Annotated in this window: 27 protein-coding genes and 2 pseudogenes; 13 read left to right on the top strand and 16 right to left on the bottom strand. The window is 46.3% G+C overall.

The features are described 5' to 3' along the window. Positions 1 to 72: 72 nt before the first annotated feature. The 3 genes from MJO46_RS09135 to MJO46_RS09125 are packed head-to-tail and all read right to left on the bottom strand — an operon-like array spanning position 73 to position 2,134. Entirely contained in the window at positions 73 to 1,029 is a 957-nt protein-coding gene (locus MJO46_RS09135; RefSeq protein ID WP_253989041.1) for a DUF4097 family beta strand repeat-containing protein, read from the bottom strand. Continuing rightward, complete coding sequence (locus MJO46_RS09130) at positions 1,026 to 1,601, bottom strand: anti-sigma factor (RefSeq protein ID WP_253989040.1); 576 nt, start codon at positions 1,599 to 1,601, stop codon at positions 1,026 to 1,028. Before MJO46_RS09130 ends, MJO46_RS09135 begins: the two co-directional genes overlap by 4 nt. Beyond that, on the bottom strand, positions 1,601 to 2,134 hold the full coding sequence (locus tag MJO46_RS09125; protein ID WP_253989039.1) for an RNA polymerase sigma factor: 534 nt from the start codon (positions 2,132 to 2,134) through the stop codon (positions 1,601 to 1,603). The genes MJO46_RS09130 and MJO46_RS09125 overlap by 1 nt, the downstream gene beginning before the upstream one ends. 426 nt (positions 2,135 to 2,560) lie before the next feature. On the opposite strand from MJO46_RS09125, the gene MJO46_RS09120 reads away from it, so the two are divergent. Further along, on the top strand, positions 2,561 to 4,423 hold the full coding sequence (locus MJO46_RS09120) for a methyl-accepting chemotaxis protein (RefSeq protein ID WP_253989038.1): 1,863 nt from the start codon (positions 2,561 to 2,563) through the stop codon (positions 4,421 to 4,423). Between the two features lie 84 nt (positions 4,424 to 4,507). Here the strand turns inward: MJO46_RS09120 and MJO46_RS09115 are convergent, their stop codons facing one another. From MJO46_RS09115 to lolB, 3 genes are all read right to left on the bottom strand, one after another. Then, positions 4,508 to 5,455, bottom strand: coding sequence for a ribose-phosphate pyrophosphokinase (locus MJO46_RS09115; protein ID WP_011623915.1), 948 nt, complete (start codon positions 5,453 to 5,455; stop codon positions 4,508 to 4,510). Between the two features lie 111 nt (positions 5,456 to 5,566). Further along, on the bottom strand, positions 5,567 to 6,421 hold the full coding sequence (gene ispE / locus MJO46_RS09110; RefSeq protein ID WP_253989037.1) for a 4-(cytidine 5'-diphospho)-2-C-methyl-D-erythritol kinase: 855 nt from the start codon (positions 6,419 to 6,421) through the stop codon (positions 5,567 to 5,569). A 1-nt stretch (position 6,422) separates the two neighbouring features. Beyond that, positions 6,423 to 7,067, bottom strand: a complete 645-nt coding sequence (lolB, locus tag MJO46_RS09105) for a lipoprotein insertase outer membrane protein LolB (RefSeq protein WP_253989036.1) — start codon at positions 7,065 to 7,067, stop codon at positions 6,423 to 6,425. Positions 7,068 to 7,319: 252 nt separating this feature from the next. Between lolB and hemA the strand changes: the two genes are divergently transcribed. The 3 genes from hemA to prmC are packed head-to-tail and all read left to right on the top strand — an operon-like array spanning position 7,320 to position 10,527. Beyond that, complete coding sequence (gene hemA / locus MJO46_RS09100) at positions 7,320 to 8,570, top strand: glutamyl-tRNA reductase (RefSeq protein ID WP_253989035.1); 1,251 nt, start codon at positions 7,320 to 7,322, stop codon at positions 8,568 to 8,570. Between the two features lie 14 nt (positions 8,571 to 8,584). Beyond that, positions 8,585 to 9,676 carry a peptide chain release factor 1 gene (gene prfA / locus MJO46_RS09095; protein ID WP_253989034.1) on the top strand — a complete coding sequence of 364 codons (1,092 nt, stop codon included), beginning with the start codon at positions 8,585 to 8,587 and terminating at the stop codon, positions 9,674 to 9,676. 2 nt (positions 9,677 to 9,678) lie between these two features. Then, the gene (gene prmC, locus MJO46_RS09090) at positions 9,679 to 10,527 is read left to right on the top strand and encodes a peptide chain release factor N(5)-glutamine methyltransferase (protein WP_198780977.1); all 849 of its coding nucleotides are present in this window, start codon (positions 9,679 to 9,681) and stop codon (positions 10,525 to 10,527) included. 254 nt (positions 10,528 to 10,781) lie between these two features. On the opposite strand, the gene MJO46_RS09085 is transcribed toward prmC, so the two are convergent. After that, complete coding sequence (locus tag MJO46_RS09085; protein ID WP_253989033.1) at positions 10,782 to 12,860, bottom strand: amidohydrolase; 2,079 nt, start codon at positions 12,858 to 12,860, stop codon at positions 10,782 to 10,784. Between the two features lie 193 nt (positions 12,861 to 13,053). Between MJO46_RS09085 and MJO46_RS09080 the strand changes: the two genes are divergently transcribed. Then, positions 13,054 to 13,689, top strand: coding sequence for a TetR/AcrR family transcriptional regulator (locus MJO46_RS09080; RefSeq protein WP_253989032.1), 636 nt, complete (start codon positions 13,054 to 13,056; stop codon positions 13,687 to 13,689). A gap of 143 nt (positions 13,690 to 13,832) precedes the next feature. Here MJO46_RS09080 and MJO46_RS09075 read toward each other — a convergent pair. After that, positions 13,833 to 14,246, bottom strand: a pseudogene (locus tag MJO46_RS09075) (GNAT family N-acetyltransferase). A 118-nt stretch (positions 14,247 to 14,364) separates the two neighbouring features. Between MJO46_RS09075 and MJO46_RS09070 the strand changes: the two are divergent. From MJO46_RS09070 to MJO46_RS09050, 5 genes are all read left to right on the top strand, one after another. Beyond that, positions 14,365 to 14,760 carry a SirB2 family protein gene (locus tag MJO46_RS09070; RefSeq protein ID WP_253989031.1) on the top strand — a complete coding sequence of 132 codons (396 nt, stop codon included), beginning with the start codon at positions 14,365 to 14,367 and terminating at the stop codon, positions 14,758 to 14,760. Beyond that, positions 14,760 to 15,548 carry a tetratricopeptide repeat protein gene (locus MJO46_RS09065; protein ID WP_253989030.1) on the top strand — a complete coding sequence of 263 codons (789 nt, stop codon included), beginning with the start codon at positions 14,760 to 14,762 and terminating at the stop codon, positions 15,546 to 15,548. Before MJO46_RS09070 ends, MJO46_RS09065 begins: the two co-directional genes overlap by 1 nt. A 146-nt stretch (positions 15,549 to 15,694) precedes the next feature. Continuing rightward, the gene (locus MJO46_RS09060) at positions 15,695 to 16,942 is read left to right on the top strand and encodes a DUF819 domain-containing protein (protein ID WP_253989029.1); all 1,248 of its coding nucleotides are present in this window, start codon (positions 15,695 to 15,697) and stop codon (positions 16,940 to 16,942) included. A gap of 57 nt (positions 16,943 to 16,999) precedes the next feature. Next, a complete protein-coding gene (kdsA, locus tag MJO46_RS09055) occupies positions 17,000 to 17,848 on the top strand; it encodes a 3-deoxy-8-phosphooctulonate synthase (RefSeq protein WP_253989028.1) in 849 nt (282 codons plus the stop codon). A 262-nt stretch (positions 17,849 to 18,110) separates the two neighbouring features. Continuing rightward, entirely contained in the window at positions 18,111 to 19,631 is a 1,521-nt protein-coding gene (locus MJO46_RS09050) for an EAL domain-containing protein (protein ID WP_253989027.1), read from the top strand. Between the two features lie 50 nt (positions 19,632 to 19,681). Here the strand turns inward: MJO46_RS09050 and MJO46_RS09045 are convergent. The 4 genes and pseudogenes from MJO46_RS09045 to MJO46_RS09030 all read right to left on the bottom strand — a co-directional run. After that, positions 19,682 to 19,843: pseudogene (locus MJO46_RS09045) on the bottom strand (ammonia channel protein); the annotation flags it as partial. After that, a complete protein-coding gene (locus MJO46_RS09040; RefSeq protein ID WP_253989025.1) occupies positions 19,842 to 20,180 on the bottom strand; it encodes a P-II family nitrogen regulator in 339 nt (112 codons plus the stop codon). The pseudogene MJO46_RS09045 and the gene MJO46_RS09040, both read right to left, overlap by 2 nt. A 316-nt stretch (positions 20,181 to 20,496) precedes the next feature. Beyond that, complete coding sequence (locus MJO46_RS09035; RefSeq protein WP_253989024.1) at positions 20,497 to 21,474, bottom strand: ketopantoate reductase family protein; 978 nt, start codon at positions 21,472 to 21,474, stop codon at positions 20,497 to 20,499. 83 nt (positions 21,475 to 21,557) lie between these two features. Then, positions 21,558 to 21,920, bottom strand: coding sequence for a VanZ family protein (locus tag MJO46_RS09030; RefSeq protein ID WP_253989284.1), 363 nt, complete (start codon positions 21,918 to 21,920; stop codon positions 21,558 to 21,560). 163 nt (positions 21,921 to 22,083) lie between these two features. Here MJO46_RS09030 and MJO46_RS09025 point away from each other — a divergent pair, with 163 nt between their 5' ends. Beyond that, on the top strand, positions 22,084 to 22,569 hold the full coding sequence (locus MJO46_RS09025) for a YajQ family cyclic di-GMP-binding protein (RefSeq protein ID WP_007645453.1): 486 nt from the start codon (positions 22,084 to 22,086) through the stop codon (positions 22,567 to 22,569). A 91-nt stretch (positions 22,570 to 22,660) separates the two neighbouring features. Here MJO46_RS09025 and MJO46_RS09020 read toward each other — a convergent pair whose 3' ends face one another. From MJO46_RS09020 to MJO46_RS09005, 4 genes are all read right to left on the bottom strand, one after another. Further along, complete coding sequence (locus tag MJO46_RS09020) at positions 22,661 to 24,076, bottom strand: MFS transporter (protein ID WP_253989023.1); 1,416 nt, start codon at positions 24,074 to 24,076, stop codon at positions 22,661 to 22,663. Between the two features lie 185 nt (positions 24,077 to 24,261). Continuing rightward, a complete protein-coding gene (locus MJO46_RS09015) occupies positions 24,262 to 24,582 on the bottom strand; it encodes a hypothetical protein (RefSeq protein WP_253989022.1) in 321 nt (106 codons plus the stop codon). A gap of 69 nt (positions 24,583 to 24,651) precedes the next feature. Further along, positions 24,652 to 25,236 (bottom strand): peptidylprolyl isomerase, encoded by a 585-nt coding sequence (locus MJO46_RS09010; RefSeq protein WP_253989021.1) that lies wholly within the window; start codon positions 25,234 to 25,236, stop codon positions 24,652 to 24,654. Positions 25,237 to 25,263: 27 nt separating this feature from the next. Then, positions 25,264 to 25,836: a YajG family lipoprotein gene (locus MJO46_RS09005; protein WP_253989020.1), complete on the bottom strand. Its 573-nt coding sequence runs from the start codon at positions 25,834 to 25,836 to the stop codon at positions 25,264 to 25,266. Between the two features lie 154 nt (positions 25,837 to 25,990). On the opposite strand from MJO46_RS09005, the gene MJO46_RS09000 reads away from it, so the two are divergent. Together MJO46_RS09000 and MJO46_RS08995 are read left to right on the top strand one after the other, a co-directional pair. Further along, on the top strand, positions 25,991 to 26,554 hold the full coding sequence (locus MJO46_RS09000; protein WP_253989019.1) for a porin family protein: 564 nt from the start codon (positions 25,991 to 25,993) through the stop codon (positions 26,552 to 26,554). Between the two features lie 82 nt (positions 26,555 to 26,636). After that, positions 26,637 to 26,725, top strand: an 89-nt coding sequence (locus MJO46_RS08995; protein ID WP_253989283.1) for a valyl-tRNA synthetase, incomplete at its 3' end; no start/stop codon positions are given.

Genomic DNA, 26,725 nt, shown 5'->3' with positions numbered 1-26,725 from the left:
ATTCCATAAACGGAAGCACTTCATAAAAAATGCCGCCTAAGTTTGGGCGGCATTTTTGTTACTAAGCCGTGATTAACCTTGCTTGAGACTCAGGTTACCACTGATGGTATTCATCCTGACATCCGCACTGCCTGTGCCTGTTTGGAAGCTGAGGGATTCATTTGATACGTATTTTTGTTTTTGTGGTACATCTTGGCTTAGACCATTTTTAATTTTGCCACCTGGACCACCGTTTAAATCAAAACTGGCATCGGGCATGGCCGCGAAGGTGACGGTAATATCACCACTGACGCTTTCTAGGCTTGCTCTATCGAAGGTTTTTGCCAGTGATACTTGGCTGTCGCCGCTCACGGTTCTGAGTGTGATATCTTTTGTGGTGCTAAAGTTGGCGGTCACTTCACCCGACACTTGTTCTACGTTGACCTTTTCGGCTAGGGTTTGGCTGTTAAGATCGCCACTCACGAGGCGGTACTTGATTTCACCTTTGCTTTCAGTGTCATTAATTTCACCGGATACAGTGTTTAGCAGGATTTTGCCATCTAATCCTTTGGTGGTGATATCCCCGGATACAGAGTTCAGCGATGGATTACCGCTAAGACCATCGGCGCTGATGTTGCCACTGACGGTATTTAACTCTAGGTCTCCTTGCGTCTGGGTTATCTGCAGATTTGCCGAGATAGTGTCGGCACTGAGTTTGACTGTTTTGGGGACCATAATCGTCAGTTTTGAGCCGTTATTATCGCTGCCGTTGTAATGTTGTGGCATTTTATCCTCGATATTCAGGTTATTACCTTTTTGCTCGAAGATAAAACCTTCGCTCAGTTCATCGAGGGTGCCGGTCACGCTCACCTCATTTTTATCCCAACTTTGGATCTGTACTTCACCACGCTGGATCTTGATTTGCAGTTGAGTCCCACTGCTAATACTCAATTGTTTGTCCACACTCTGGGCGGCAAACACTGTGCCCATTAAACCGAGGTAGAAAGTTGACACTAATAGACTGGTCTTGGTCAGGTTCATGTTGCTCATAGGGTGTTTCCTTGTGTTGAGTTTTTAATGGGCAGTTTTTGGCCTTGCTGTAGCAGTTCGAGTTCACGCTGCTGCACCCAAAGCCAGAGTTGCCATAGTTGTTTATCGGTTGGATTCGCTTGTAATGCTTGGTAAATCTGTTCACCTGCCCGTCTAAGCTCTTCTAATCCTTGTTCCAACGGAGTACTTAAATGACGGGTCTGCCATATAAGCGCATTGGGCGTGTGTTCGAGTGAATCGACTTGTCCTTGGTGCATAGTGGCTATTTGCGTCAATAGGGTTTGCAAAGCCTTATCGCTGTCCTTTGGCGACTGTTGCGCTGTGATGGGGGCAGTGGGTGTTATCCCTTGGTATTGGTAGCCGAAAAATATCGCCAACAATATCGTCGCCGCCATCGCCCACTGCGGCCATAATGTCTGGCCGTGTTTAGGGGGATAGGCTTTGGGGCTCAATGGTTTATCCATACGTTTTTCGATCGCCGACCAAAGGTCTCGCTCTGGGGCTAAGCCTCTAGGCGCCTTTGCGATCAATTGCTTGAGTTGTTCTTCACGGGAAAGCGGCGTTAACGTCATTACAGCATCTCCTGTAGTAATTGCTTGGCTCTGTGGTATTGCGTCTTACTGGTGCCGATGGCAATGCCGAGTAAGTCGGCTATTTCCTCGTGTTGATAGCCTTCTATGGCACAAAGGACGAACACGATGCGAGCTCGTTCTGGTAGCCTAAGGATCAATTTATCTAACCCTTGATAGTCCTCATCTGTGCCAGGGAACTCATTGTCGTTTTCCAGCGGTATAAAACGCGCCCAAAAGGATTTTTGCTTGCGAATACTGCTTAGAGCCTGATTCACACAAATACTGTGTAACCAAGTTGAAAATTGGCTCTCTCCCCGAAACTGCGGCAACTTTTGCCACACAAGAATAAAACACTCTTGGGTGACTTCTTCGGCCTGGGCCGCTTGGCCACACAAACGTAGAGAGAGCGCATAAATACGTTGATGATGGTTTAAGTACAGTTGCTTAAATGCTGAGCGATCGCCTTGTCCTGCTAAGGTAACAAGATCAAAGTCCGACGCTGTGCTACTGAGTGGGAGTATCCCTGCCGTCACTGTACTTTCCTGTCGTTATGGTTATTGGTTGTAGTTTTGACGCTATGGAAAGGTCAAAAGGTTTGGACCATTTTAAAAAATATTTATGTTGCACATTTTAGAGCATGTTGGCGTTTCAAGAATGTAGTAGAATTTATCAAAAATAAGAGTGCTAAGTTTATGAAGTAAAATGTTTTATACCGAATGCTATCGTGAATAATACGCCCCAAAATGTTCAATGTTATATAGTAACTCAATCAAATCGAAATAAATGAATTGGGCGTGCTATGCGGGGCGATATATGGGCTGGGAATGTTGATTAGGGGAATAAATCGGCAAGGATTATTGTATAAAAATGAACTTTTGATGTACTGGGAAACTTTTACTGCTAAAGGCCAAACTCCCAGCTATCTTTTTAAGAGACATGATATTTATTAGGGACTTTCTATGTTAATCCGCTCTAAGCTGTTACTCAGTGCAGCTGTATCCATCACTGCATTAATTGGGATGTTTGGGCTGCAGCTCCATTCCAATTCGGTGAGTTCGGAACTCGCTAATGCGGCCCAAAACGTGCTTGCGTTAGAGCGAGACGTTTTGATGTTGCGTAAAAATGAGAAGGATTTCTTTGCCCGTAAAGATTTACAGTATGTTGAAAAGCATAAGGAAGTACATTCCCAAATTAATAAAATCATCTCTGAATTAGATCAAACCTTTAATAAATATGCCGTCGCTACCAGTTCGCTTGAAAATTTTGACCGTAATTTAAACCAGTACCAATCGGCTTTTAATGAAGTGGCTCAATTACAGCAAGAAATAGGATTAACGCCTAAAACTGGGTTATATGGCACCCTTAGAACCGCAGTACATAATGTCGAAACGCTGTTGAAGGAGTACGACCAACTATCTTTACAGGTCGCAATGTTGCAATTAAGGCGTAACGAAAAGGATTTTATGCTGCGTAGAGAGCTCAGTTATGCTGATACCTTCGATGCTAATATTGCCATGTTTAATAGCAGGTTACAGGCATCGAGCCTCGATAGCGCTACCCAAGCTAAAATAGCCACCCTGATAAACCAATATCAAAAGGACTTCAAAAGTTTAGTGAGCAAGGAGCAGCAGTTTGGGCTCAGTGAAAAAGAGGGCACTATGGCACAACTGATAGCGGCCAACAGGTTAACCGAATCGAGTGCGATTGAGCTGCATACCCTTGCACTTAAAGCCATAGATGAGGCTGAGAGTGACAGTGTGAATATCGGCATTATGGTGTTTATCCTGATAGCCGTGCTGCTTAGCGTCATAACCTATTTTATTATTCGTAGCATTATCGCCCCCGTTGAACGTATCACTCAGGTGATTTCCCGTATTGAGGCCAGCAAAGATCTTACCCTAAGATGCGATACTTCTACTCAGGATGAGTTGGGGGAAATTGCACAGCACTTCAATAGTATGGTCGGTAGTTTTCAGCAGCTTATAGAGCAAGTTATCGAGTCGGTCGCCACGATTAATATTTCCTGCAAACGTGTCTCAGAAAATGCAGTCCAAGCATCCCAAGGGGTAACGCAGCAGCTCAATGAAACCGATATGGTGGCAACGGCGATTACCGAAATGGGCGCGACTATCGATGAAATTGCCAAGACCACAGAGCTTGCCGCCCTCAAGGCAGGTAAAACCCATGACAATGCCCAAATGGGGCAAAATGAGGTTATGCAAACCATTCAGAAAATTGAGCAATTGGCGCAGCAAATTAATGATAGTGCGTCTGTGGTAGATGAACTCGAGCGCGACAGTGAGACTATCGGTAGCGTGCTCGATGTTATCCGTGGCATTGCCGAGCAAACTAATCTCCTAGCGCTTAATGCGGCGATTGAGGCAGCGCGTGCTGGCGAGCAAGGCCGTGGTTTTGCCGTGGTGGCCGATGAAGTGCGTAGTCTTGCGATGCGAACTCAATCATCGACTCAGGAGATTGCCAATATTATCCAAACACTCCAGAGCCGTACTCGCTCAATCGTACAATTGATGGATGCGAGTCAAAAACAAGGTGCCGAGAGTGCCGAACAGGCCGCCGCCGCGGGTGCGTTACTGAAGCTTATCAATACCGATGTGCGTAATATTATGGATATGAGTACACAGATCGCCGCCGCCATTGAGGAGCAGAGCATGGTCGCTGCCGAGGTGAATAAGAATGTGGTGGTGATTCGGGATATTGCCCAGGAATCATCCCAAGCGGCGGATGCTAACGCATCGGCATCGGATGAGCTTAAGGCCCAGGCTGAGTATTTGCACCGAGCTGTCAGTAATTTTAAAATTTAAGCTCTTAAAATCTAAGCCGCCTTTGGCACAAATAAAAAACGCACTCAATCGAGTGCGTTTTTTTACCACCGCGAGCTAAGCCAATTAGTGGCTAAACATCGCAGAGATAGACTCTTCGTTGCTGACACGGCGAATCGCTTCAGCCAGTACCGCAGACATAGTTAACTGAGTCACTTTAGCCACTTTCAGCATTTCTGGGCTTAAAGGCACAGTATCTGTGACTATCACTTCATCGATCACTGAGTTTTCGATATTTTCAGCCGCTTTGCCAGAGAACACTGGGTGAGTCGCGTAGGCAAATACGCGGTTTGCACCATGTTCTTTTAGGGCTTCAGCCGCTTTACACAGAGTGCCGCCTGTGTCGATCATATCGTCAACGATAATGCAGTCACGGCCTTGAACATCACCGATAATATGCATAACTTGGGCAACGTTCGCCTGTGGGCGACGTTTATCGATAATGGCCAGATCAGAATCATCTAATAGTTTTGCGACTGCGCGAGCGCGAACAACACCGCCGATATCCGGTGAAACTACCACAGGATTATCGAGTTTCTTGGCTAACATATCTTCCAGTAGCACTGGGCTACCAAATACGTTATCCACAGGAACATCGAAGAAACCTTGGATTTGCTCAGCATGCAGGTCACAGGTCAGAACACGGTCAACACCGACGCTTGACAGGAAATCGGCAACCACTTTGGCGGTAATAGGTACACGGGCGCTACGAACGCGACGGTCTTGACGTGCATAACCAAAGTAAGGGATCACTGCGGTGATACGACCCGCAGATGCACGGCGCAGAGCATCAACCATCACGATGAGTTCCATCAGATTGTCGTTGGTCGGCGCACAGGTGGATTGGATGATGAACACATCGGCTCCACGTACATTTTCGTTAATTTGGACACTGATTTCACCATCGCTGAAACGACCAACCACTGCGTCTCCGAGTTTGCAAAATAGACGATCGGCTATCTTCTTAGCGAGACTGGGGGTGGCGTTCCCAGCAAAGAGCTTGATGTCGGGCACTGTATGAACCTCAGGCGTTTGCTTTATATTTTAGTGGCTAGGGTAACGACGATATAGGGACGGGAGGACCCGAGGCGTTATCGTATTTAAGCTACCCTAGAAGAATGTAGTTTATGGATGATTGAGTCGCGTGATGAGCGGCGAAATATTCATCCCTTTTGCAACAAATCCTTGCATATCAGACGGTAATTTCGCCAAGGCTGCGAGAGCTTGTTGCTGTTGTGTAAATTCCCCAAACACGCATGCGCCTGTTCCGGTCATTCTCGACGGCGCATATTCTAGCAGCCAGCCTAAGGCCTTGGCAACTTGAGGGTATTTAGATACGACCAGTTTTTGACAATCATTTGCCCAGGGTTGGCCTAGTAAAGTGTCTATGGCCAGTTTAGGGGTATTACGCGGCAACTGGGGATCTTGGAAGACGGCTGCGGTAGACACGTGGGCGTCGGGTGCGATAACTAAATACCAAGGCTCATTCGGATTTACCGCTTGTAATTGTTCACCTACGCCTTCGGCAAAAGCGGCGAAACCATGAATAAAAACAGGAATATCGGCACCAAGTTTGAGTCCAATTGTCGCTAAATCTTCCGTCGATAATTGGGTGTTCCACAGTTTGTTTAAGGCCACTAAGGTGGTCGCAGCATCGGAGGAACCGCCCCCTAAACCACCGCCCATAGGCAGACGCTTATCGAGCCAGATCTCCGCTCCGCCCTTAAAGCCTGTTACTTGTTGGAGTGATTTTGCGGCTCGCAGAATTAAGTTATCGCTATCTGCGACAACAGCCGACATATTGGAGTGCAAAATCAGTTCATCGCTATCGGTCACCTTGAAATCCAACATGTCGCAGCAATCGATAAATTGAAACAAGGTCTGCAATTCATGGTAGCCGTCGCTACGGCGGCCGGTGATATGTAAAAACAAGTTAAGCTTGGCTGGCGCGGGCCAATGACGGGAAATGGCGTCTGACATGCTAAGGTTTTTCTCCTATCATCACAGTGGATTTTCCGAGTGCTTGCCATTGATTCAGTTGTAGTTTTAGTTGTAAATCACCGCGTTCAAGCTTGAGTTGATGGGGGACAGTCGTCCCACTTTGGGATTGCCAACGTAAAAATGTGACCTGCCAAGGTGGTGGGGTTTGGGTATTGGTCAGCAGTTTAGGTTTGCCTTGGTTATCGCGTTCGATGACCTGATCATCTGAGCCAATTTGGCCTGTTATCCATAAAGGTAAATCGGCTAAGGGAATTGACCAACCGCTAACCCGTTCAAGTAATGCTTGGGCGTTATTGTCTTTAAAATCTTTGCCATCGATATGCAAATGGGCCGCGTCTGGGGTAGCCTCTAGGGTTAACACTGTGGTGCCTAACATGGTGGTGAGGGTTAACTTGTCGTGGGTTTCGGTATGACGCCAATAAAGGTTGGCGCTGAGCTTATCTTCGGGGGTTTTTATGGCAAGCTTGCCCTGTAATTCCCATGCTTTTGCTTGGTTGGGATTACTGACTGTGATTGGCGTTAAGTCGTCTGCAGGAGGCAGCGTTTGGCAACCACCCAAAAAGAGCAGGGTGCTCAAGGCAATACAAGAGAAAATGGATTCTGTGAAGCGCTTCAAATTATTCATCTATGACTGATATACCAAAGTCCTTATGATACGAGGGCTTGGGAATAATACCAATGCCAATCGTAAAATTTCCATCGGCGGTCACTTAGGATTCGCTTCTTAGAGCCAATCCATGTTTACCTAGATTGATAGAAAATTTAGGTAACAAGTTAGACCTTTATTCGGTTTTGTTAAGCGTATTCTGTTTTTAGTTGGGCCAATTCAGTAGAATGCCCTTATTAAGATAGACGCCAAGAATCTAGAAAGAGTCAGATGAGCCTTGTAGCAATCGGTATTAACCATAAAACAGCCACGGTAGACCTGCGTGAGAAAGTCGCCTTCTCTCCGGACAAAATTCATGATGCCATGAAGAGTCTGGCCAGTCGTACACGCTCGGGTGAAGCCGTTATTGTCTCGACCTGTAATCGCACTGAGTTGTATTGCAACAATGGCGATGAGGCCGATATCATCGAGTGGCTTGAACAATATCATGGCCTAGATCATGAGGATGTGGCGCCTTGCCTCTACAATTACCACGGCCAAACCGCGGTCAAGCATTTGATGCGCGTCGCCTCTGGGCTCGACTCGTTGATTTTAGGTGAGCCGCAAATTTTGGGGCAGGTGAAGCAAGCCTTCGCGAAAGCCAAAGAAGCCGGTACGGTCGCCTTAACCATAGATCGCTTATTCCAAAATACCTTTTCGGTGGCTAAAAAAGTGCGCACCGAAACGGAAATTGGCGCCGCCGCTGTATCTGTGGCCTTTGCCGCCGTCAGCATGGCGAAACATATCTTCTCATCACTGTCGACCACTAAGGTATTGCTTATCGGTGCGGGTGAAACCATTGAGCTGGTGGCCAAACATTTAAAAGACAATGGTGTGGCCTCCATGGTGGTGGCAAACCGAACTCTAGAACGCGCTCAAGGTATGTGCGAAGAATTTGGCGCCACAGCAATTACACTGGCACAGATACCAGATTTTCTCCCTAAAGCCGATATCGTGATATCCTCTACCGCCAGCCCCTTGCCTATCCTAGGTAAAGGCATGGTCGAAAAAGCGCTAAAGCAGCGTCGCCATCAACCTATGTTATTGGTTGATATAGCAGTTCCCCGGGATATTGAACCGGAAGTCGCCGATTTGGATGACGCGTTTCTGTATACAGTGGACGACCTGCATAGCATTATTGAACAGAATATGGCTTCTCGAAAAGAAGCCGCCGAGCAAGCTGAATTAATTACTGAAGAACAATCTTACCTGTTTATGGATTGGGTGCGTTCTTTAGAGTCGGTCGACAGTATTCGTGAGTATCGCAATCAGAGCATGGCGATAAAAGATGAGTTAGTGGAACGCGCCCTGAATAAATTAGCCCAGGGGGGCGACACTGAACAGGTATTGATTGAACTAGCCAATCGCCTGACCAATAAACTTATCCACGCACCCACCCAAGCCCTCACGGCGGCGAGCCGTCAGGGGGATTTGAATACACTAGGTCAGTTAAGAACAGCGCTTGGATTAGATAAAAACTAAGGTTAGCGAGTTAAATGAAGGAATCCGTTATCCGCAAGCTGGAAGGCTTGCTCGAGCGCAATGAAGAAGTATTGGCTTTGCTTGGTGATGCGTCGGTTATCGCAGATCAAGACAGGTTTCGCGCATTATCCAAAGAATATTCTCAACTAGAAGAAGTGGTTGCAGGTTTTAAAGCCTATCAGCAAGCACAGGTCGATCTCGACTCCGCAAAGGAAATGTTGGAAGAAGATGACGCCGAAATGCGCGAGATGGCCCAAGAAGAAATGAAAGCCGCAAAAGCACAGCTTGAGCGACTCGAAGCTGAGTTGCAGATCCTGTTGCTGCCAAAGGATCCCAACGATGACACTAACGCCTTTATCGAAATCCGCGCCGGTGCGGGTGGCGATGAAGCGGCGATTTTTGCGGGCGATTTGTTCCGTATGTATAGCCGTTATGCCGAAGCCAATCGTTGGCAATTAGAAATCATGAGCAGCAACGAAGGCGAACACGGTGGCTTTAAAGAAATCATCGTTAAAGTCAGTGGTGAAGGTGCTTACGGTAAGCTCAAATTTGAATCCGGCGGCCACCGCGTGCAACGTGTGCCAGAAACCGAATCCCAAGGCCGCGTGCATACCTCGGCGGTGACTGTGGTTGTCATGCATGAAGTGCCTGAAGCAGAAGCGATTTCCATTAACCCTGCGGATCTGAAGGTCGATACCTTCCGTTCATCGGGCGCCGGTGGTCAGCACGTTAACAAAACCGACTCGGCGATTCGTATTACCCATATTCCGACTGGGATTGTGGTGGAATGCCAAGATCAACGTTCGCAACATAAAAACCGCGCCCAGGCCATGAGCGTTCTGGCCGCCCGAATTCAAGCGGTTGAAGACGAAAAACGCCGTAGCGCCGAAGAATCGACCCGCCGTAGCCTTGTCGCCAGCGGCGATCGCTCCGAGCGCGTGCGTACCTACAACTTCCCCCAAGGCCGGGTGAGTGAACATCGTATCAACTTAACTTTGTATCGCTTAAATGAAGTGATGGAAGGGGATTTAGACGCGATTCTTGCTCCCTTGATGCAAGAGCATCAGGCCGATCTGTTGGCCGCACTGGCTGACGAGCAGGGGTAATTTTGTCACAACAATCTAGCATCGCCGAAGCCCTACAATGGGCTTATGTGCAGTTAGCGCCAACCTCTGAATCCGCCCATTTGGATGCAGAGGTTTTACTCTTGTATAGCCTCAATAAAAGTCGCGCTTATTTATATACTTGGCCGGAAAAAGCCTTGACGGTTGAGCAGTGGAAACGCTTCGTTCAAATGGTGCAAAAACGCCAGAAAGGCGTACCAGTTGCACATATTGTCGGGGAGCGAGAGTTTTGGTCACTGCCCTTTATCGTGAATGACACGACCTTGATCCCACGGCCAGACACTGAAATCTTGGTTGAAACCGCACTAAATTTACCGCTGTCTACCTATGCTAAAGTGCTCGATTTAGGCACAGGCACCGGCGCTATTGCATTGGCGCTGGCGTCTGAACGTGAGTCATGGGAAATCACCGCGGTCGATAAAGTTGATGATGCCGTGGCGCTGGCGATCGCCAACCGCGAAAACTTAAAGCTGCCTCAGGTTGAAATCCTCCAGAGCGATTGGTTTAGTGCGGTAAAGTCGCGGGATTTTGACTTAATCGTCTCAAACCCGCCCTATATCGATGAAGCGGATGAGCATTTGCACCAAGGCGATGTGCGCTTCGAACCACAGAGTGCATTAACCGCCGCCGAGGAAGGCTTTGCCGATCTCTACTATATCGCCAAAACCGCCCGGGATTATTTAAAACCTAACGGTTATATCCTACTCGAACACGGTTTTGAACAGGCGGTCAAACTTAGGGCAAAGCTTATCGAGTTAGGCTATGAGAATGTCGCTACAGTGCGGGATTTTGGTAGCAACGATAGATGCACTATGGGTAAATGGGCGGAGTAATTCGCCCTTGCTTTGAGTGACTATGGCCGCACCATGATCTGTGATTAACCTAGTCTGAATTTTCAATACTTAAAAGCTGTACCCCGAATTCGACTCCTAAGTGCGACGAATCGAGATTCGTTTATCTAGCGAACATAGGCTCTTATGTTTATTGAGCCTATATTTATCCACTATATTTATCTGTCTATTTCCAGCTGCAACGGGTAAGTTGCAGCTGTGTTTTATGAACTGTCGCTGTCAGCTATACCGCTCCGCTACTGAGCTATGGGGGCTTGGTACACTGGCTTGCCATCAAAAATTGTGGTTAATACTTGGGTCTCTGACACATCGTAAACCTTAGTCGGATCGTCGCTTTCAGCCAATTCGACAATGTTGCGGTCGAGAATAATTAAATCGGCTCGCTTGCCCACTTCTATTGAACCGACAATATCATCCTGACGCATAGCCTTGGCACCATTGATGGTATAGGCTGCAATCAACTCATGGACGCTTAAGGTCTGATTGGCATTTAAGGCAAAAACATCCTCCCCAACCAGATTATTACGGGTCATGCCTGTGGCTATGTGTGAAAAAGGCACGGGTTCTCTGGTATCAACGGGGGCATCACTGCCTGCGATCAATACCGCCCCGGCATTTTTGGCCGTTTTTGTCGGATAGGTTGCCTGAATATAGTAATTATCCTCCTTGTATAGGGTTTCAGGTTCAAGATTGGGCAGTTCCTCCACGAAGGGGATCACACTGAGATCATAGAAATAATCGGGAATCGCCCAACCATAAGTAAAGGCTAAGTAGATCCCAAGTTCACCTAGGCGCTGTTGATCATCTGGATGAACCACTTGCATATGGGCGATGGTATGGGGTAGTGAACTATTTTTATTGGTCTTTTTTGCAATTTCAATGGCATCAATTGCCGATCTAACCGCTCCATCGCCAACGGCATGCATATGCACAACAAAGCCTGCGCTATCTAACTTAGTCACAAAGTTATTCAAAAATTCAACCGCCGATACGCCCTCTTGATCTAAGGTTAGGGTATCGCCATTGGCGGCGAGTAGATCGCCTTGCTTCATAAGGCACTGGGAAGGATGGTAATTATGGGTGGCCATAAAGGCATTGATCTCATCTTGCTCATCATAATTGTTTGACTGTTCCCGCACCATTTGGCAAAGCTGGCCTTGTAAATCCACGTATCCGTTGAGGGTGATGAGCCCTTCATCCAGCGCCGACAGATCCACAATAGGCTGTTTAAAGTGATCGACCATTACTGATGTCGGTAGTGTGGGAGGCACTTCAATAAGACTACCTTCCTGTACCCCATCAATCATAATTTTGACTGCATCCGCTTTCATATAGGGATAATCCCGTAAGCTGTCTCGAGTGGCTTCCGCCTTGGCGATTAATGCGGAATAATTGACTTGCCCCCCTTGTACATACCCCTCGGCGCTGTAAGCCTGAGCCGCTGTTAATCTGAAGCTCATTTGGCCGCTATTGGCCAATGTTTTATATAACGTTAATTCATCATCGCCAACCCAAGCATCTTGCACCGAAGTGATGCCGTATTTATTGAGTTTTTGGGCTATTTTGGGCAACTCTTGCGGATTTTGCTGCAGTGGATAGAGAAAATTAGGCACGCCGACTAAGTGAACCGCTGACTCGGTCAGGTTCCCATTAGGATTTCCTTCGGCATCAACCCCTACAAAGGGTTTAAATTGGCTAAACTCATTCGCGAGTGTGGTTTTATTGAGGCCGACGACTTTTCCTTGGGCATCTTTCACTTGGGCAAAGGCATAGGAATTGGCCGCGGCTGAATGACCGTCTGGCCCCGCTAGGTAAACGGGTTGAGTCGTTGAAATTGCATCTAACGCCTTAATTAGACTTGAATAGTTTGCTGTCGGTTCATTGCCAACATAGGAGTTCCACTGGAGAGCGAAAATGATCTCTTTGTCATCGTATTGATATTTAACCTGGCAGGCGGTCAATGCGGCGACAAGCTTATCGAGATCCATAGATTCAACGCCTAAATCACATACATCGACATCGACAATGCCAGTGGGGTGAATATGTGAATCGTGTAGCCCGGGTAACATCATTTTTCTTTCTAAATCGTGTACTTTTGTATTTTCGCCGATAAACTTTTTCGCCCCTTGGGTATTACCAACGTAAATAATTTCACCCGCTTTGATTGCCACCGCTTCGGCAACGGATTGATGGCTATCAACTGTGTAGATATAGCCATTCTGATACACATCATCAGCAGCGATTTCTTTGTCATCGTCACACGCCGTCAATAAACCTAAGATTGCAACAGCCATGACACTGGTTATTTTTTTCATCCTTGCTTCTCCGTGTTTTTTCAGTAATTACTGAAATAACCTACAAGGTTTTGAATGTTTTTCAAGCTATTTGTTGTCAATATTTTACATTTTTAACACGATCGCTTTATTTCGTTCGATTTTATACACAGGGAAATGACATCAAATCTTCAAATAAAATATGATAGAGTGGGTTTTTCTTGGAGGGGTTATCTTGATCGAATTAGCAGTTCCAGTGCATTTGCAATTACGCAAGCAACCTAAGCAAAAACGCACCCAAGCGTTAATAGAACACATAAAAATCTGCACTGAGACCTTAGTGCAAGAGCTGGGTTATCAAGCGGTTAACACTAATGCCATTGCTCAGCTTGCAAATATTAATGTCAAATCCCTCTATGAGTTTTTCCCCAATAAAGAATCGATTTTGTATCACATTGCCGATCAGTGGCTATTGTCGCTACGCAAACTGTGTGTCGAATATGAATCGGAAAAATACATGGCCTTAGATTGGCGCAGTTATTTTTTTCAACTCCATAATGCCTGTCGGGCGGATGGCAATTACGAAAAAAATTACAACTCATTGCAGGGCTTATGGGATCTTATGCCTGAATTCATTGCACTAGATGAATTTCATCGCCAGTTCCTGATTGATTTCCACATAAGGCAATTTCGCCGCTTTGGCGCGCATCAGTCAGATGAAGTGTTAACGACTTTATGCCATTTCTTGATGGGGATAGAAGATGGACTCGGACTTATTTTGGCCCATGTGAGCGAGGAACAGGTGTCGCAATTGTCGCAATTACATTTCGATACTATTTGCTTCCATCTTGATAAAATTCTAGAAAATTAAATGGCTTAACAAAAGCCTAGGCCGTATTCGTACTTAAGTTAGACAACGTTTGGGTATCCATTGAGTGTGGAATGATTCTTAGTGTGGAATGGTTCGCGTGGGCGGTAACGAGGCGGAGTCGAAGCACTGGATTGGGGAATGCATCATAACACTTTGACCATAAAGAATTTACTGCCGGTTTCAGGGTAGGCTTGTTGTATCCATTGCACATGGTAGCCGTGGCGTTCGTAGAAGGGTTTGGCTTGAAAATCTAAGGTGTCGAGTAGGGCAAATTGGCAGCCACGTGCCTTGGCCTTGAGTTCTGCTTCCAATAATAACCGCGAACCGATTTTTTGCTGCCTTAGGGATTCATCGACCCAGAGATAATCAATCAAAAACCAGTTGCCGAAGGTTTTTCCGCTAATGCCCGCTAACAGTTTGCCCTCTGAGTCCTGCTATTTCAGCCCGAGGTTTTTACGGCTAAGCCCTTGCCATTGTACTTGATTAAAGGCAACGATTTTTTGTCTTACCGCTTCGGTAAAGTCGGTCGATTCATCGTCAATTAGCGTTAAATTCATTATTATTTCCCATCAATTTATGAATTGAATTGAGTGCGTTAATCTACAGTCTTAGGCATTGGTCTGGCGTAACGATTAGGGTAAACTAGCGCCTTTGTCACTGACCATAAGTATCAAAATGGAAACTTTTTACAGTCTATATCCTGCGGTTAAGCATCTGCATTTAACCTTAATTGCCCTAAGTGTGCTGTTTTTTATCGTTCGTTTTGTGCTGCATTTACGTCAGTCTGCACTGATGGATAAGAAATTGGTCAAGGTCGCTCCCCATGTGATCGACACTTTCTTACTGCTTTCGGGCTTAACCTTGTGTTTTATGATCAAGCAATATCCCTTTGTCGATCCTTGGTTGACCGAGAAAATTGGTGCAGTTGTGGCTTATATTGCCCTAGGTGTGATCGCGATAAAAGCGAATAGAAACAAACTTTTCAAAGTATTCGCCTTCCTCGGTGCTTTAGGTTGGTTAGTTTACGCGGCTAAATTGGCGCATTTTAAACAAGCGGTATTATTGGGTTAATGGGTAAATACACTCTGCAAGATGGCATTTCATTGCCCGAGTCGGCATTGGATTTAGGTGCTCACCTTGGCTTTTCAAACCTTAAGGCGGCGAAGTGGGCTTGGTTTGAATTGGCGGGAGCCGTATTAAGTCATTATTTGGTTGATCAGCAGCAGCGGCTAAATGCACTGCTGCATTGGTTTTATCAAGATCTCGGTTTTTGCGTTCGAGACAATTACTTCAGTGTTGAGGCGGCGGACTTAGGCACTTGTCTTATCAGCAAGCAAGGTAATAGCACCACGCTTTCTATGGTATTGATGTTATTGGCAAAAAAGTTAGATCTAGAACTTGAGCCGCTGTTATTACCGGGTAATACAGTGCTAAGAAGTAAGATTGCGGGGGAGGTGCGCTATCTCGATCCTTTAACGGGTAATGAGCTGACAAAACACCAATTACATGTGTTAGTCCGCGGTGAGTTAGGTAACGCAGCCGAGTTAAAGCCGAGTTATTTAAAGGCTGCATCGGTCAAAAAGCTGATATCCCGCATGTTGCATGAGCTTAAGGCGGGTTGCATCGTTTCCCATCAATTTGAGGCGGCGATGGAATGTTGTAGCTTGTTATTGCAGTGGCATCCCGATGATGTGCACCTTAATCGTGAGCGCGCTTTTATTGCCCAGCAACTTGGTTGTATTAATGTGGCTGCCGCCGATTTACAGCATTTTGTCGATAACAGCCCGCACGATCCGGTAATCGAAATTGTAAAAATGCAGCTCAAAGAGTTAAACGAGCACGCTGAGATCTATCACTAAAAGCAGAGCCTTTCGGGGCTCTTTCTTATTTATTATTGAATTCAATACAAAAATAACACTGGGCAGATGGGAAGTTTGACTCAGGGCTGCAACATGCAGTTATAACCATAAATACAATAAACTGTACCAAACAGGGAGACATTAGCATGACAGGCACAGCATTAGTTACTAATGACGCGGTGGCGCTCGGGATACTCGCCACAATATTAGGTTTTGTTTTTTATACCAGTAGTAGTCATCATCCGTTCTGGCAAAAATTTTACCGTTTTATTCCAGCATTATTATTGTGTTATTTCCTGCCGTCACTGTTAAATACCTTTGGGGTGATAGATGGTGATGCATCGCAGTTGTACTTTGTCGCGTCCCGCTATCTCTTGCCTGCTTGTCTAGTTTTGCTGATTTTAAGCGTTGATTTAAAAGCTATTTTAGGTCTTGGCCCTAAGGCCGTGATCATGTTTTTAACGGGAACCGTAGGAATAGTTATCGGTGGGCCCGTTTCGCTGTTGCTGGTGTCAATAATTGAACCTTCTCTTATTGGCGTCGATGGCCCAGATGCGGTGTGGCGCGGCATGACAACCCTCGCGGGAAGTTGGATTGGCGGCGGCGCAAACCAAGCTGCGATGAAAGAAATTTATGAAGTGGGCGGCAATATTTTCTCAGTAATGGTGACAGTCGATGTGATTGTGGCCAATATTTGGATGGCGGTATTGCTGTTTATGGCATCGAAAGCCAAAGAGATAGACGCAAAAACTGGCGCCGATACTTCAGCTATCGAGACCTTAAAAAACAAAGTTGAAAAATATCATGCTGAAAATGCGCGTATTCCTAACCTACGGGATTTGATGCTCATTGTCGCTGTGGGTTTTGGTATTACGGGTGTCGCCCATATTGCCGCGGATTTTCTGGGGCCATTTTTCGAGGCCAACTATCCTTGGACTGAGGATTACAGTTTTACCTCTAAGTTCTTCTGGTTAGTGGTCATAGTGACAACCATAGGGTTAGCCATGTCCTTCAGCCCAGTGCGCCACTTAGAAGCGGCTGGGGCATCTAAGGTTGCATCGGCCTTTCTCTATATCCTAGTGGCAACCATAGGTTTGCATATGGATGTCAGTAAAGTGCTCGATACTCCGCTGTACTTTTTGGTGGGCATTATTTGGATGATAGTGCATGCGGGCTTTATGTTCTTTGTGGCTAAACTGATTAAGGCTCCTTTGTTTTATATGGCGGTGGGCAGCCAAGCCAACGTCGGTGGCGCGGCATCGGCACCTGTCGTTGCGGCGGCATTTCATCCCGCATTAGCCCCTGTGGGGGTATTGTTAGCCGTATTTGGTTATGTGCTAGGCACTTATATGGCGTGGATTTGTGGTCAAATTTTACAGTTAGTTGCGGTATAGCCGCCTTAGCTCCTATTCACCGCTGGCAAGGTTCCAGCATTTTAGAGAGAAGTTGCGATGAGTAATAAAATCATAAGCTTAGGTTCAATCGAAATTGCAAACGATAAACCTTTTGTGTTGTTTGGCGGCATGAACGTGCTTGAGTCTCGCGATCTCGCTATGTCGATTGCTGAAACCTACGCCGAAGTGACCCAAAAATTGGGGATCTCCTATGTCTTTAAGGCATCCTTCGATAAGGCGAATCGCTCTTCTATTAACTCTTACCGTGGTCCAGGCATGGAGGAAGGATTAAAGATTTTTGAAGAAATCAAGAAAACCTTCAACCTGCCACTGATCACCGATGTGCATGAAACCTACCAGTGTGCCCCTGTTGCCGAAGTGGTTGATATCATTCAGTTGCCAGCCTTCCTTGCCCGTCAAACGGATCTGGTTGTGGCTATGGCGAAGACTGGCGCCATCATTAACGTGAAAAAGCCACAGTTTTTAGCGCCCCACGAGATGCGCCATATCATTACTAAATTTAACGAAGCGGGTAACGACGAAATCATCCTCTGCGAACGTGGCTCATGTTTTGGCTACAACAACTTAGTCGTTGATATGCTAGGTATGGATGAGATGAAGCAATCTGGCTACCCAGTGATTTTCGACGCGACCCATGCGCTGCAACGCCCCGGTGGGCGTACCGATTCCGCTGGCGGACGTCGTGCACAGGCGACAGAATTAGCCCGCAGTGGTATGGCACTTGGCCTAGCGGGTCTGTTTATTGAAGCCCACCCCGATCCCGATAATGCAAAATGCGATGGCCCATGTGCCTTGCCTTTACATCAGTTAGAAAATTATCTGAAGCAGATGAAAGCGATGGATGATCTGGTTAAATCCTTCGAGCCTATTGATACTAGTAAGTGATCCTAAGCTTGTACTTAATTCCCAAGCCTCGACTCGTTCGGGGCTTTTTTTAGATTAGTCTGTAATACTATCGTCACTGTTTTGGTGACGGGGGAAGATATTAAAACTATGACCTGCTTTTTAAACTAGAATAAAACTCAATTTAGTCAGATCACACCAAGCTGATATGGACTGAGATACAAATATATACATAACGAGAGCCTTAGTTTTGATACCTTTTTGAATAAGGGGCAGTGCGAGTTAAGGAAGGTTATAGGGAACTATGCGCAAAAAAATAGCAAAATTAAATCTGCCATTATGGCAATGGCTGGCAGTGATACTGCTTCCTATTGGAGTTGCTGTTGTAGCAAGCTATCTCTCTGCACAGTATTTTGTTGAAGATAAAGTCAAAGGTATAGGAGCGATTTATGTCAGTAATATCGACACTTTGCTCTCACATTCCGATAAGATCGGACATTACGCATTGGCGTTGAGTGATACTGAGTGCAAGCATTTATATAATTATATGCTATTTCAACCTTACTTTCGCTCGGCTTTACTATTTGATTCTAAAGGTGTTTATTGTTCATCTAAAACAGGCAATATTGACGTTTCTTTGGGCATAATCAGTACCACTGAAAATCTTGAAATACCTAATCAGTTTATTATTTATGGAACTTATTTTATGCCTGAGGTGCCAGCGATAATGATATCAAACTGGGACCCTATATCCAAGCACGGCGCCGCAGTGATTATTGAAGGGCAATATTTACTAGACTCCTTTGTACAACCCAATGTGTTCCCCAGCGCGGTGATGAGTGTTGCTTTATCTATTAATGGTAAAACGATTCCTGAAACACTCGGATTTCTAGAAAATGAAGTGATGACGCTCGATTCTGAACATCACAATTTTTCACTATTATTAGAGATGTCACCTGCATTTTTCTGGCATTTCTTTTGGATATTTTTGGCAGTTTCAGTACCAGTTAGCATTACCGTGATTACGGGGTCTATCCTATTTGTGCTCTATTCTAGAGTGACTCGCCATTCATTGGCGGACGATATCCGCAGTGGGATAGAAAATGAAGAGTTCTTCTTAGTTTACCAACCCATAATAGGCACTGAGGATGGTAAGGCACAAGGGGTCGAGGCGTTAGTGCGTTGGCAACATCCACAAATGGGTTTAGTGCGACCGGATTTGTTTATTCACATTGCCGAGGAAAGCCAGCTTATTGTTCCTCTTACGAATTATATATTTGAGCGGGCACTAGCAGATTTTGCCAATATGGAAGTGGAAGCCGGGTTTAAAATTGGCTTCAACGTGGCCCCAGAACATTTTACCCAAAGTGATATTGAAGCTAAGTTTATACACCTACGTGATTCACTCGCACGTATTGGTGTTAAGCCCCTGATTGAAATCACCGAGCGGCAGTTGCTGACAGAAGATATTTGTCAACGTATTGAAAGGCTAAGGCAATTGGGTATTCAAGTGGCAATCGATGACTTTGGAACAGGGCAAACCACGTTATCCTTGCTGCAAACCATGTCGATAGATTGCTTAAAAATTGATAAATGTTTTATCGATACCATAGGGCATGAGTCGGTGACTTCCCATGTGCTCGATACCATTATCGAACTCTCCCACAAGATGAATTATGTTGTGGTGGCGGAAGGGGTTGAAACCCAAGAGCAGGCGGATTATTTGGCTTATCGCCAAGTGCATTTTTTACAGGGATATCTCTTTGCTAAGCCAATGAAATTAGAGGATTTAAAACTGTGGTTAGCGGCAGAACGGCTCAGCTAGTGCCACGTTGATCTGCAATAGCTAGGGGCATCTTGGTGCCCCGCATTTTATTATAGGCTATAGCCTGTAATAAAGTGCTCAGATAGATCTAGGCCGTTAACCTCTTGCTCTGTGCTCACCTTTAGCCCTCCCTGCAGTTTACAGGTAATCACAAACAACCGCCAAGTCACTATGTTGGTATAAGTGAAGGTTGGTGCAACCCCGATGATTTCATATTGCATCGGCACCTTCTTCCGAGGTGCGAACGCGGATCACTTGCTCGAGGGCCGTTATAAAAATCTTGCCATCGCCCACTTTCCCCGTATACGCGGCTTTCACAATGGCTTCGAGCACGGCCTCTTCCTGCTCGGCATGAATCGCGATTTCGAGCTTGATCTTAGGTAAAAAGTCGACGGCATATTCGGCGCCGCGATAGAGTTCAGTGTGTCCCTTTTGGCGACCGAAGCCGCGGACTTCGGTGACTGTCATACCATGGACGCCAAGTTGAGTAAGGGCTTCGCGTACGTCGTCTAATTTGAAGGGCTTAATAATAGCGCTGACCAGTTTCAACTTTATTCTCCAGCAGACATTGGGCTCAAGTTGAGCGGTTCAAGCAGGAATTGGGCCATAAGCATAAAGTTTTTATTATCATTGCGTTAACTTTCTATGTACCTAAGTAGTGTGAACTTTTGCTTTAAATGAGTGCAAATGGGAATAAACTTGCCCTGATTTGGTGCAATTTGCAGGTGCTGACTTAGCCCTGTGCATCAGTGGTACCTATGCATGAATATGGGTATGAGTAGCACTTAAGTGATTGGGAAATTGAGAGGCGTTATTTTTAAAAATATAGTTAATAGTCATTTATAAACAATAAATTGGCCGCAATTCATTCTTGGCGGTGTTTTGCCTCTAGCTGTTTCACTAATTCCCATAGTTGTGCATTGACTGGTGCACTTAAATTGTGTGCTTGCGCTCGTTCACAGATATAGCCATTGATTTGATCTATCTCTGTTCGCCTTTGATGTGCAATATCTTGGTGCATAGAAGAATAGTTTGCCGCCGTGAGTTCGATAACGCGATAAACCCTTTCCAGTAAATAGTGTTTATCTAGGCTGATGCCATCATGGGCTGCGACATTCACTAGCTCATCGAGTATGTTGCTAATAGTGCCGCAAAACTCGGGTTGGGCAAGTGTGCCATTATTGCAGTTATGGATGGCGGTCAAGGGATTGATGGCGGCATTGACAGCGAGTTTTTGCCATAGGCAAGGAATGATAGCGTCCACCCATTCACTGCCGGGAATGGCATGTAACAGGGCGTGACGGTAATGCTCGTCGAGGGGAGGCCCCGCAAAATGACCAAACTGAGTGAGCCCTTGTCCGGTTTGTTTAATCTGCCAAGGGGCTTGGCGTAACACCCCTTGGGAAGTTGTTCCTAGGCTTAATCCTTTGCCACCCGCTTGTCCATCAATTAGCGGTGCCAAGGCTAAGTGGGGACCCATACCATTATGTAGCAGTAAAATATGGCATTGGCTGGGCAGATGCTTGAGTACGGGTGAGAGCGCATCGAGCACTTGGTAGGCTTTAACGCACACAATCAGCAGGCGAATGTTGTCGAGTGCATCGGCCGCTAAGATAGGCACCGAATAATGAATGGCTTGGGCCTGCTGCTGATCGCTATGTTGATTGCCATTTTGATAGTCATTGGCTGACACTAATGGGCTGAAGCTGAGTAGCTGCTCACTAGAGCCAAGGGCATTGCGGCCAATAAAGCCGACATTTATGCCCGCAGCCACCAGTTGGCGACAAATCAGTTGCCCAACGGCACCCGCGCCTAAAATAGCAATATCCACAGCCGGGTTCATATTCACTGCTCCATCTTCACTGTAATGATCATATTCTCGCGGCCTTTAGGTTTTGGCATTAGTGCCAGTATGAGGCGTTTGGATTAATCTTCCCGCAACTGCGCGGCGCGGAAATATTTTCCATAGGCCCAAAGGCTAAAGTAAAACAATGCGATACCCGTAAAATCCGCGAGCACATCACCGATGGATGCACTGCGATAGGGTAAGCGGGCTTGCACTAATTCAATCAGAATGGCATAACCGGCAAGCACTGAGGATAACCAATACCAGCGAGGGCGAAAGGCCAGATAGGTGAGGTAAGACAGGCAAAAGAAGCTGCCAAGATGGCCAATCTTATCGAGATTAGGGATGCTTTGCGAATAGCTCGGTCTGGAAAACACCAGATAACTGATCACAACAACGGCTACGGCTAATGCCAGTTTAAATAGGGTGTTTTTAGTTATCACAAATACGGTTTTATTATCTTCGAGTGGGGCAATAATAGGAAAATGCGCAGTCAAAGTCACCCATAAGCCGAGTTTTATCTTGCTGAGGGTGAAGTTAACCTTCAACTTGTAGTGGGGAGTCGGTAAACTATCGGCATTTATCATCACCTAAGGGGCGGCAACCATGCCTTCATTTGATATTGTGTCCGAAGTGGACGAAGTTGAGTTACGTAATGCGGTCGATAATTCTCGCCGTGAGCTCAGTAGCCGATTTGATTTTCGCGGTAAAGATGCCAGCATCGAATATAAAGACCATGTGGTAACGCTAACGGCGGAAGACGACTTTCAATGCAAACAGCTAGTGGATATTTTGCGTACCCAGCTGAGTAAGCGAAATGTCGAACCCTCTGCGATGGACGTGGATGAAAAGTCTGTCCATAGTGGTAAAACCTTCTCCCTGAAGGTGCGTTTTAAGCAGGGTATTGAAACCGATATCGCTAAAAAAGTCGTTAAGATGATTAAAGACAGCAAGCTTAAAGTACAGTCCTCTATCCAAGGTGACACTGTACGGGTAACGGGTAAGGCCCGTGATGATTTGCAAGCGGTAATGGCCTTGATGCGTCAGTCAGAATTGGGGCAACCTTTTCAATTCAATAACTTCCGTGATTAACTCTGCTTGATGCAGGCTTAACTCTGGCATAAAAATAAAGCCCCCAATGCTTAGCATTGGGGGCTTTTTGTTAGGGGGCGTGAATGACGGGCTAAGTCTCTGATTTATTGATGTTGCCCTCAGCGTCATCCATTAACGATGTGCTTGGGTGCGGTGCATATTTATTGACTAAGGCAATCAAAAACAACACGGGAAACCCGATCACACTGGCGGCGACAAAGAAGTTCACATAGCCAAAAGCATCGACATAGGCGCCAGAGAAGCCTGCAATAAACTTAGGGAATAACAGCATGATAGATGAAAGTAGCGCATATTGGGTCGCGCTGTAACCATTACTCGTTAGGCTAGATAGGTAGGCAATAAATGCCGCCGTGGCTATCCCTGCGCTAAAGTTGTCGACCGAAATCGCAAAGGTTAAGAAGGGCACGTCATAGCCAATCACCGCCTGCCAGGCGAATAACAGATTGGTGACGGCTACCAGTAAAGCGCCGAGGAAGAGGATCTTCATAGTACCAAAGCGGGCTAGCAATACACCGCCAAAAGCGGCGCCGACTAAGGTCATGATCAAACCGTAGATTTTACTGAGATAGGCAATCTCTTCCTTAGTGAATCCCATATCGACATAGAAGACGTTCGCCATAATCCCCATCACAATATCCGAGATCCGGTAGCAGGAAATCAGCAGTAAAATAAGGATTGCACTGCGGCCATAGCGTTTAAAAAAATCGATAAAGGGCAGCACACTGGCGGTATATATCCATGAAATACTGGCGGCAACAGGTTTAGGGTAACTGGCGCTTAGACGTTGTTTTAATGCGAGTTCGGTTGCATCGGCGGCGCGGGTGTCAACCTTGGGCTCGCGGCTAAAGAGGGTGGTTAATATCCCAATCGACATTAAGCCCGCCATCACTAGGTAGGATGTTTGCCATGCCACTAAGTTGTATGCCGTGTTACCGGGTTCAACCCAAGCGGCTATGGTGAGCGCTCCTGCGGTGGCGACTATCATGGCGCTGCGATAACCCACTTGATAGGCGGCGGCTAATGCGGCTTGCATCTTTTCCGGCGCGGATTCAATCCTAAAGGCATCGATCACTATATCTTGGGTGGCCGATGCAAAGGCAACCATAAGTGCGAAAACGGCGAGGCGTTCGAGATCTTTTAAGGGATCGCTGAACGACATACCGAGAATAGCGACAACCAATAGCAGCTGGGCAAACAACATCCAACTACGCCGCCGTCCCAAGAAGCGGGTAAGCAAAGGTAGAGAAAGCCTGTCAACTAAGGGAGACCAAGCCCACTTAAAGGCATAGGCTAAGGCTATCCAACTGAAATAGCCGATAGACGTTCGGTCGACACCCGCCTCCCGTAACCAAAAGGACAAGGTTGAAAACACGAGCATTAAAGGCAGGCCTGCGGAAAAACCAAGCAATAGCAAGATCAACACGCGCTTATGGTTGTAAACGCTTAAAGCATTGAGAGTACGTTGAATAAAACCTGGTGCGGACATAAGCATAAGCCGAAGAATCGAATCCGCCTAGCTTACGGGCAAGGTGCTATTGGGTTCAAGGACTAACTTTGGGCACTGATGGTCTGCGTCCATATTTGTAGGGGCGGATCTCGCCTGTGTTGTGCCACTTTGCATAAAAAAAGACTCAGCAAGCTGAGTCTTTTTAGGGCGATGTGATTTGAACACTAAGGTCGAATACCGATACAACCCGCTGGCATTCGGCCCCCTAAGCTGAGGAAATCACAGCAGTCATCAATGTGTTTACGCAGATAATGATTGCCGCGGATCATCCAGTCTGGCCACTTGTTAAAACTGTGGAGCACATGCCAAAACACTTTTTCTGTTTCCGTTTGCGCTTCGCCTGTCGGAATTAGCTGTTGCCATTCCTCAAGGGTATCCCAAAGATAGAGCTGGACTTCATGGAAATCGAGTTCGTCGCTCAAAAACGCTTTTCCATACAGCGCAAGTTGGGGCGCTTTATTATCGATGAATTCTACCACCGTCATCGTTGCCTCCTTTCTATTGCCCCCTGAGTATAGGTGTTGAATTAGCGCTTTTGCTCGAATTTTTTGGGATTATTTTTTCGGGAGTAATTTTGCTGTTTTTAAAATAATGGGAGTGACAGGGACATCGGGCCAATTGAGTTTGGCGTTGGTCGTTGTTTCGACCACGGCCATTGCCTCTAATACGGTTTTTCCTTCGATGATTTCGCCAAACACCGCATAACCCCAGCGGCGTTTCGAGGGGTCGAGTTTAGTGTTGTCTGCCACGTTAAAATAAAACTGGCGAGTCGCCGAATGGGGTTCATTATCCCGAGCCATGGCAATAGTGCCCATGCTGTTGGTTAAACCATTGCCCGACTCGTTAACAATTGGCTTGCCGGCAGGTAGCTCTTCTAACTTAGGGTTAAGTCCGCCCCCTTGCACCACAAAGTCACTGATCACGCGGTGGAAAATGGTGTTGTCGTATTCGCCTTTGACAACGTAAGTTAAAAAGTTATCGACGGTAATGGGCGCACGGGTTCTATCTAGCTCGACCACTATTTTGCCTAAACTGGTATCAAACTCGACTTGGGGATAGAGAGTGTCGGGCTGAATGTCGATAGCCCAGCTACAGTGACTGGCGCCTAGGAGTAAGAGTGCAGATATCCAACGAAGCATTTTGATTTCCTTATTAATTGCTGAGCATTACTGTTGTTGCTGCAAAAATTGGTTGAGTTCAGGATCGTTTAAAATTTCCCCGGTGAGCTGACCAAGAAGCTTATTCATATCCAGTTCTAGGGTGGCAAAATCGGGCGTAAGTGGCCCCTTTAGCGTGCCCTTAGCCTTGTAGTTTTTGATCAGTTCTTGGGTTGCGTTACGAGCCTGCACCGAAATTAAGATGCTGTGCTTTGCTTCATAGCCAAAAGTTTTTTTAGTCACATCCATCTGCAACTCTGCTAATTGAATTTGGACAGAATGGGCGGCACTGGGATCGATTTGGTAGCCTGCCTGTGTAAACCCATTGCGAAACACTTCATCGAGTTGCAACTTAGGCGGTTCGCTCGGGCCTACTAAGCGTGTCTTAGTGCCTTCTTCGATAAAGCGGGCCACATAGTCGACATTACGAGTATCAATAGTGTCGAGTGAAATCGAAATAGGTCTAGGTGTTTGTTGGCTGACATCGGGCACTTGGGGACTGAAAGCCATATGGGTTGGGTTTTGGCTTGCGCAGCCCACGAATAGCAGGGGAAAAGTTAAGGTCAGTAATAGCCGTTTCATGGGATCTCTCGTGCAAATATAAAGTGGCTACAGCATACCAGAAATCACTTTTGATGCCACGGAGCACTTTTTTAAGGGCGCTTAGGTTCAGTTGCGATACAGGATGGAGGAGTATGATGAACGCTTTTAGAGCTGTAGATAGGAAAGCCGAAAGATGAAAAAATGCTACTTAATATTGGGAGTTTTAGCCCTAGGCATGAATGTAGGTATGTTTAGCCTTAATGCCAATGCTAACGAGTCCTCACACATTTTGGGCGGGAGTTTAGGTTACGGTAGCCAAGAGCTTAAAGCGAAAAGTGGTGATTATGACGCGGGTGATAGTTTTACCAGTGATCTTTATTATCGCTATATGCTCAATGAACATTTTGGCATTGAAGCGGGCTATTTTGCGGGGACGGGCGGGGTTGTTAGCGCGTTTAGCGAGGCGATAGGCGACATTAAAAACCTAAGTTATCAAGGTGTTCGTGGTGCTGTGTACGGTGAATATGCACTGTCTAGCGGTAACAGTCTGTATGCTAAAGTCGGTACTGGTTATAGCAAAGTGAGTTATGAAGTCGGGCAGCAGGATAAAGACTCAAATGACATGGGCTTTTATGGTGCTGCGGGATGGCAATACCGCTTTAAATCCGGTTTAGGTCTTAATCTAGAATATCAATATGTGCCGATGGACGAGTTGCAAGTGCAGGGCGTCAGTTTGGGTATGAGCTATCGTTTCTAAGATGAGTGTTAAGCGCCTTTAAGGCGCTTTTTTTTGCTTATTGTCCCGTCCTGAAATACGTTGACATAAAGAGGACTTCTTTATGACAACATCAATTAACTCAAGCCGTAAGCGCACACAACGAGATTACACCTTAGCCTTTAAATTAGGCGTTGTAGAGCGTGTTGAAAA

Source organism: Shewanella sp. KJ2020, assembly GCF_024197625.1.
Classification (GTDB): domain Bacteria; phylum Pseudomonadota; class Gammaproteobacteria; order Enterobacterales; family Shewanellaceae; genus Shewanella.
The sequence above is the reverse complement of the archived record's forward strand: the minus strand, read 5'-3'. Positions and strand labels throughout refer to the sequence as shown.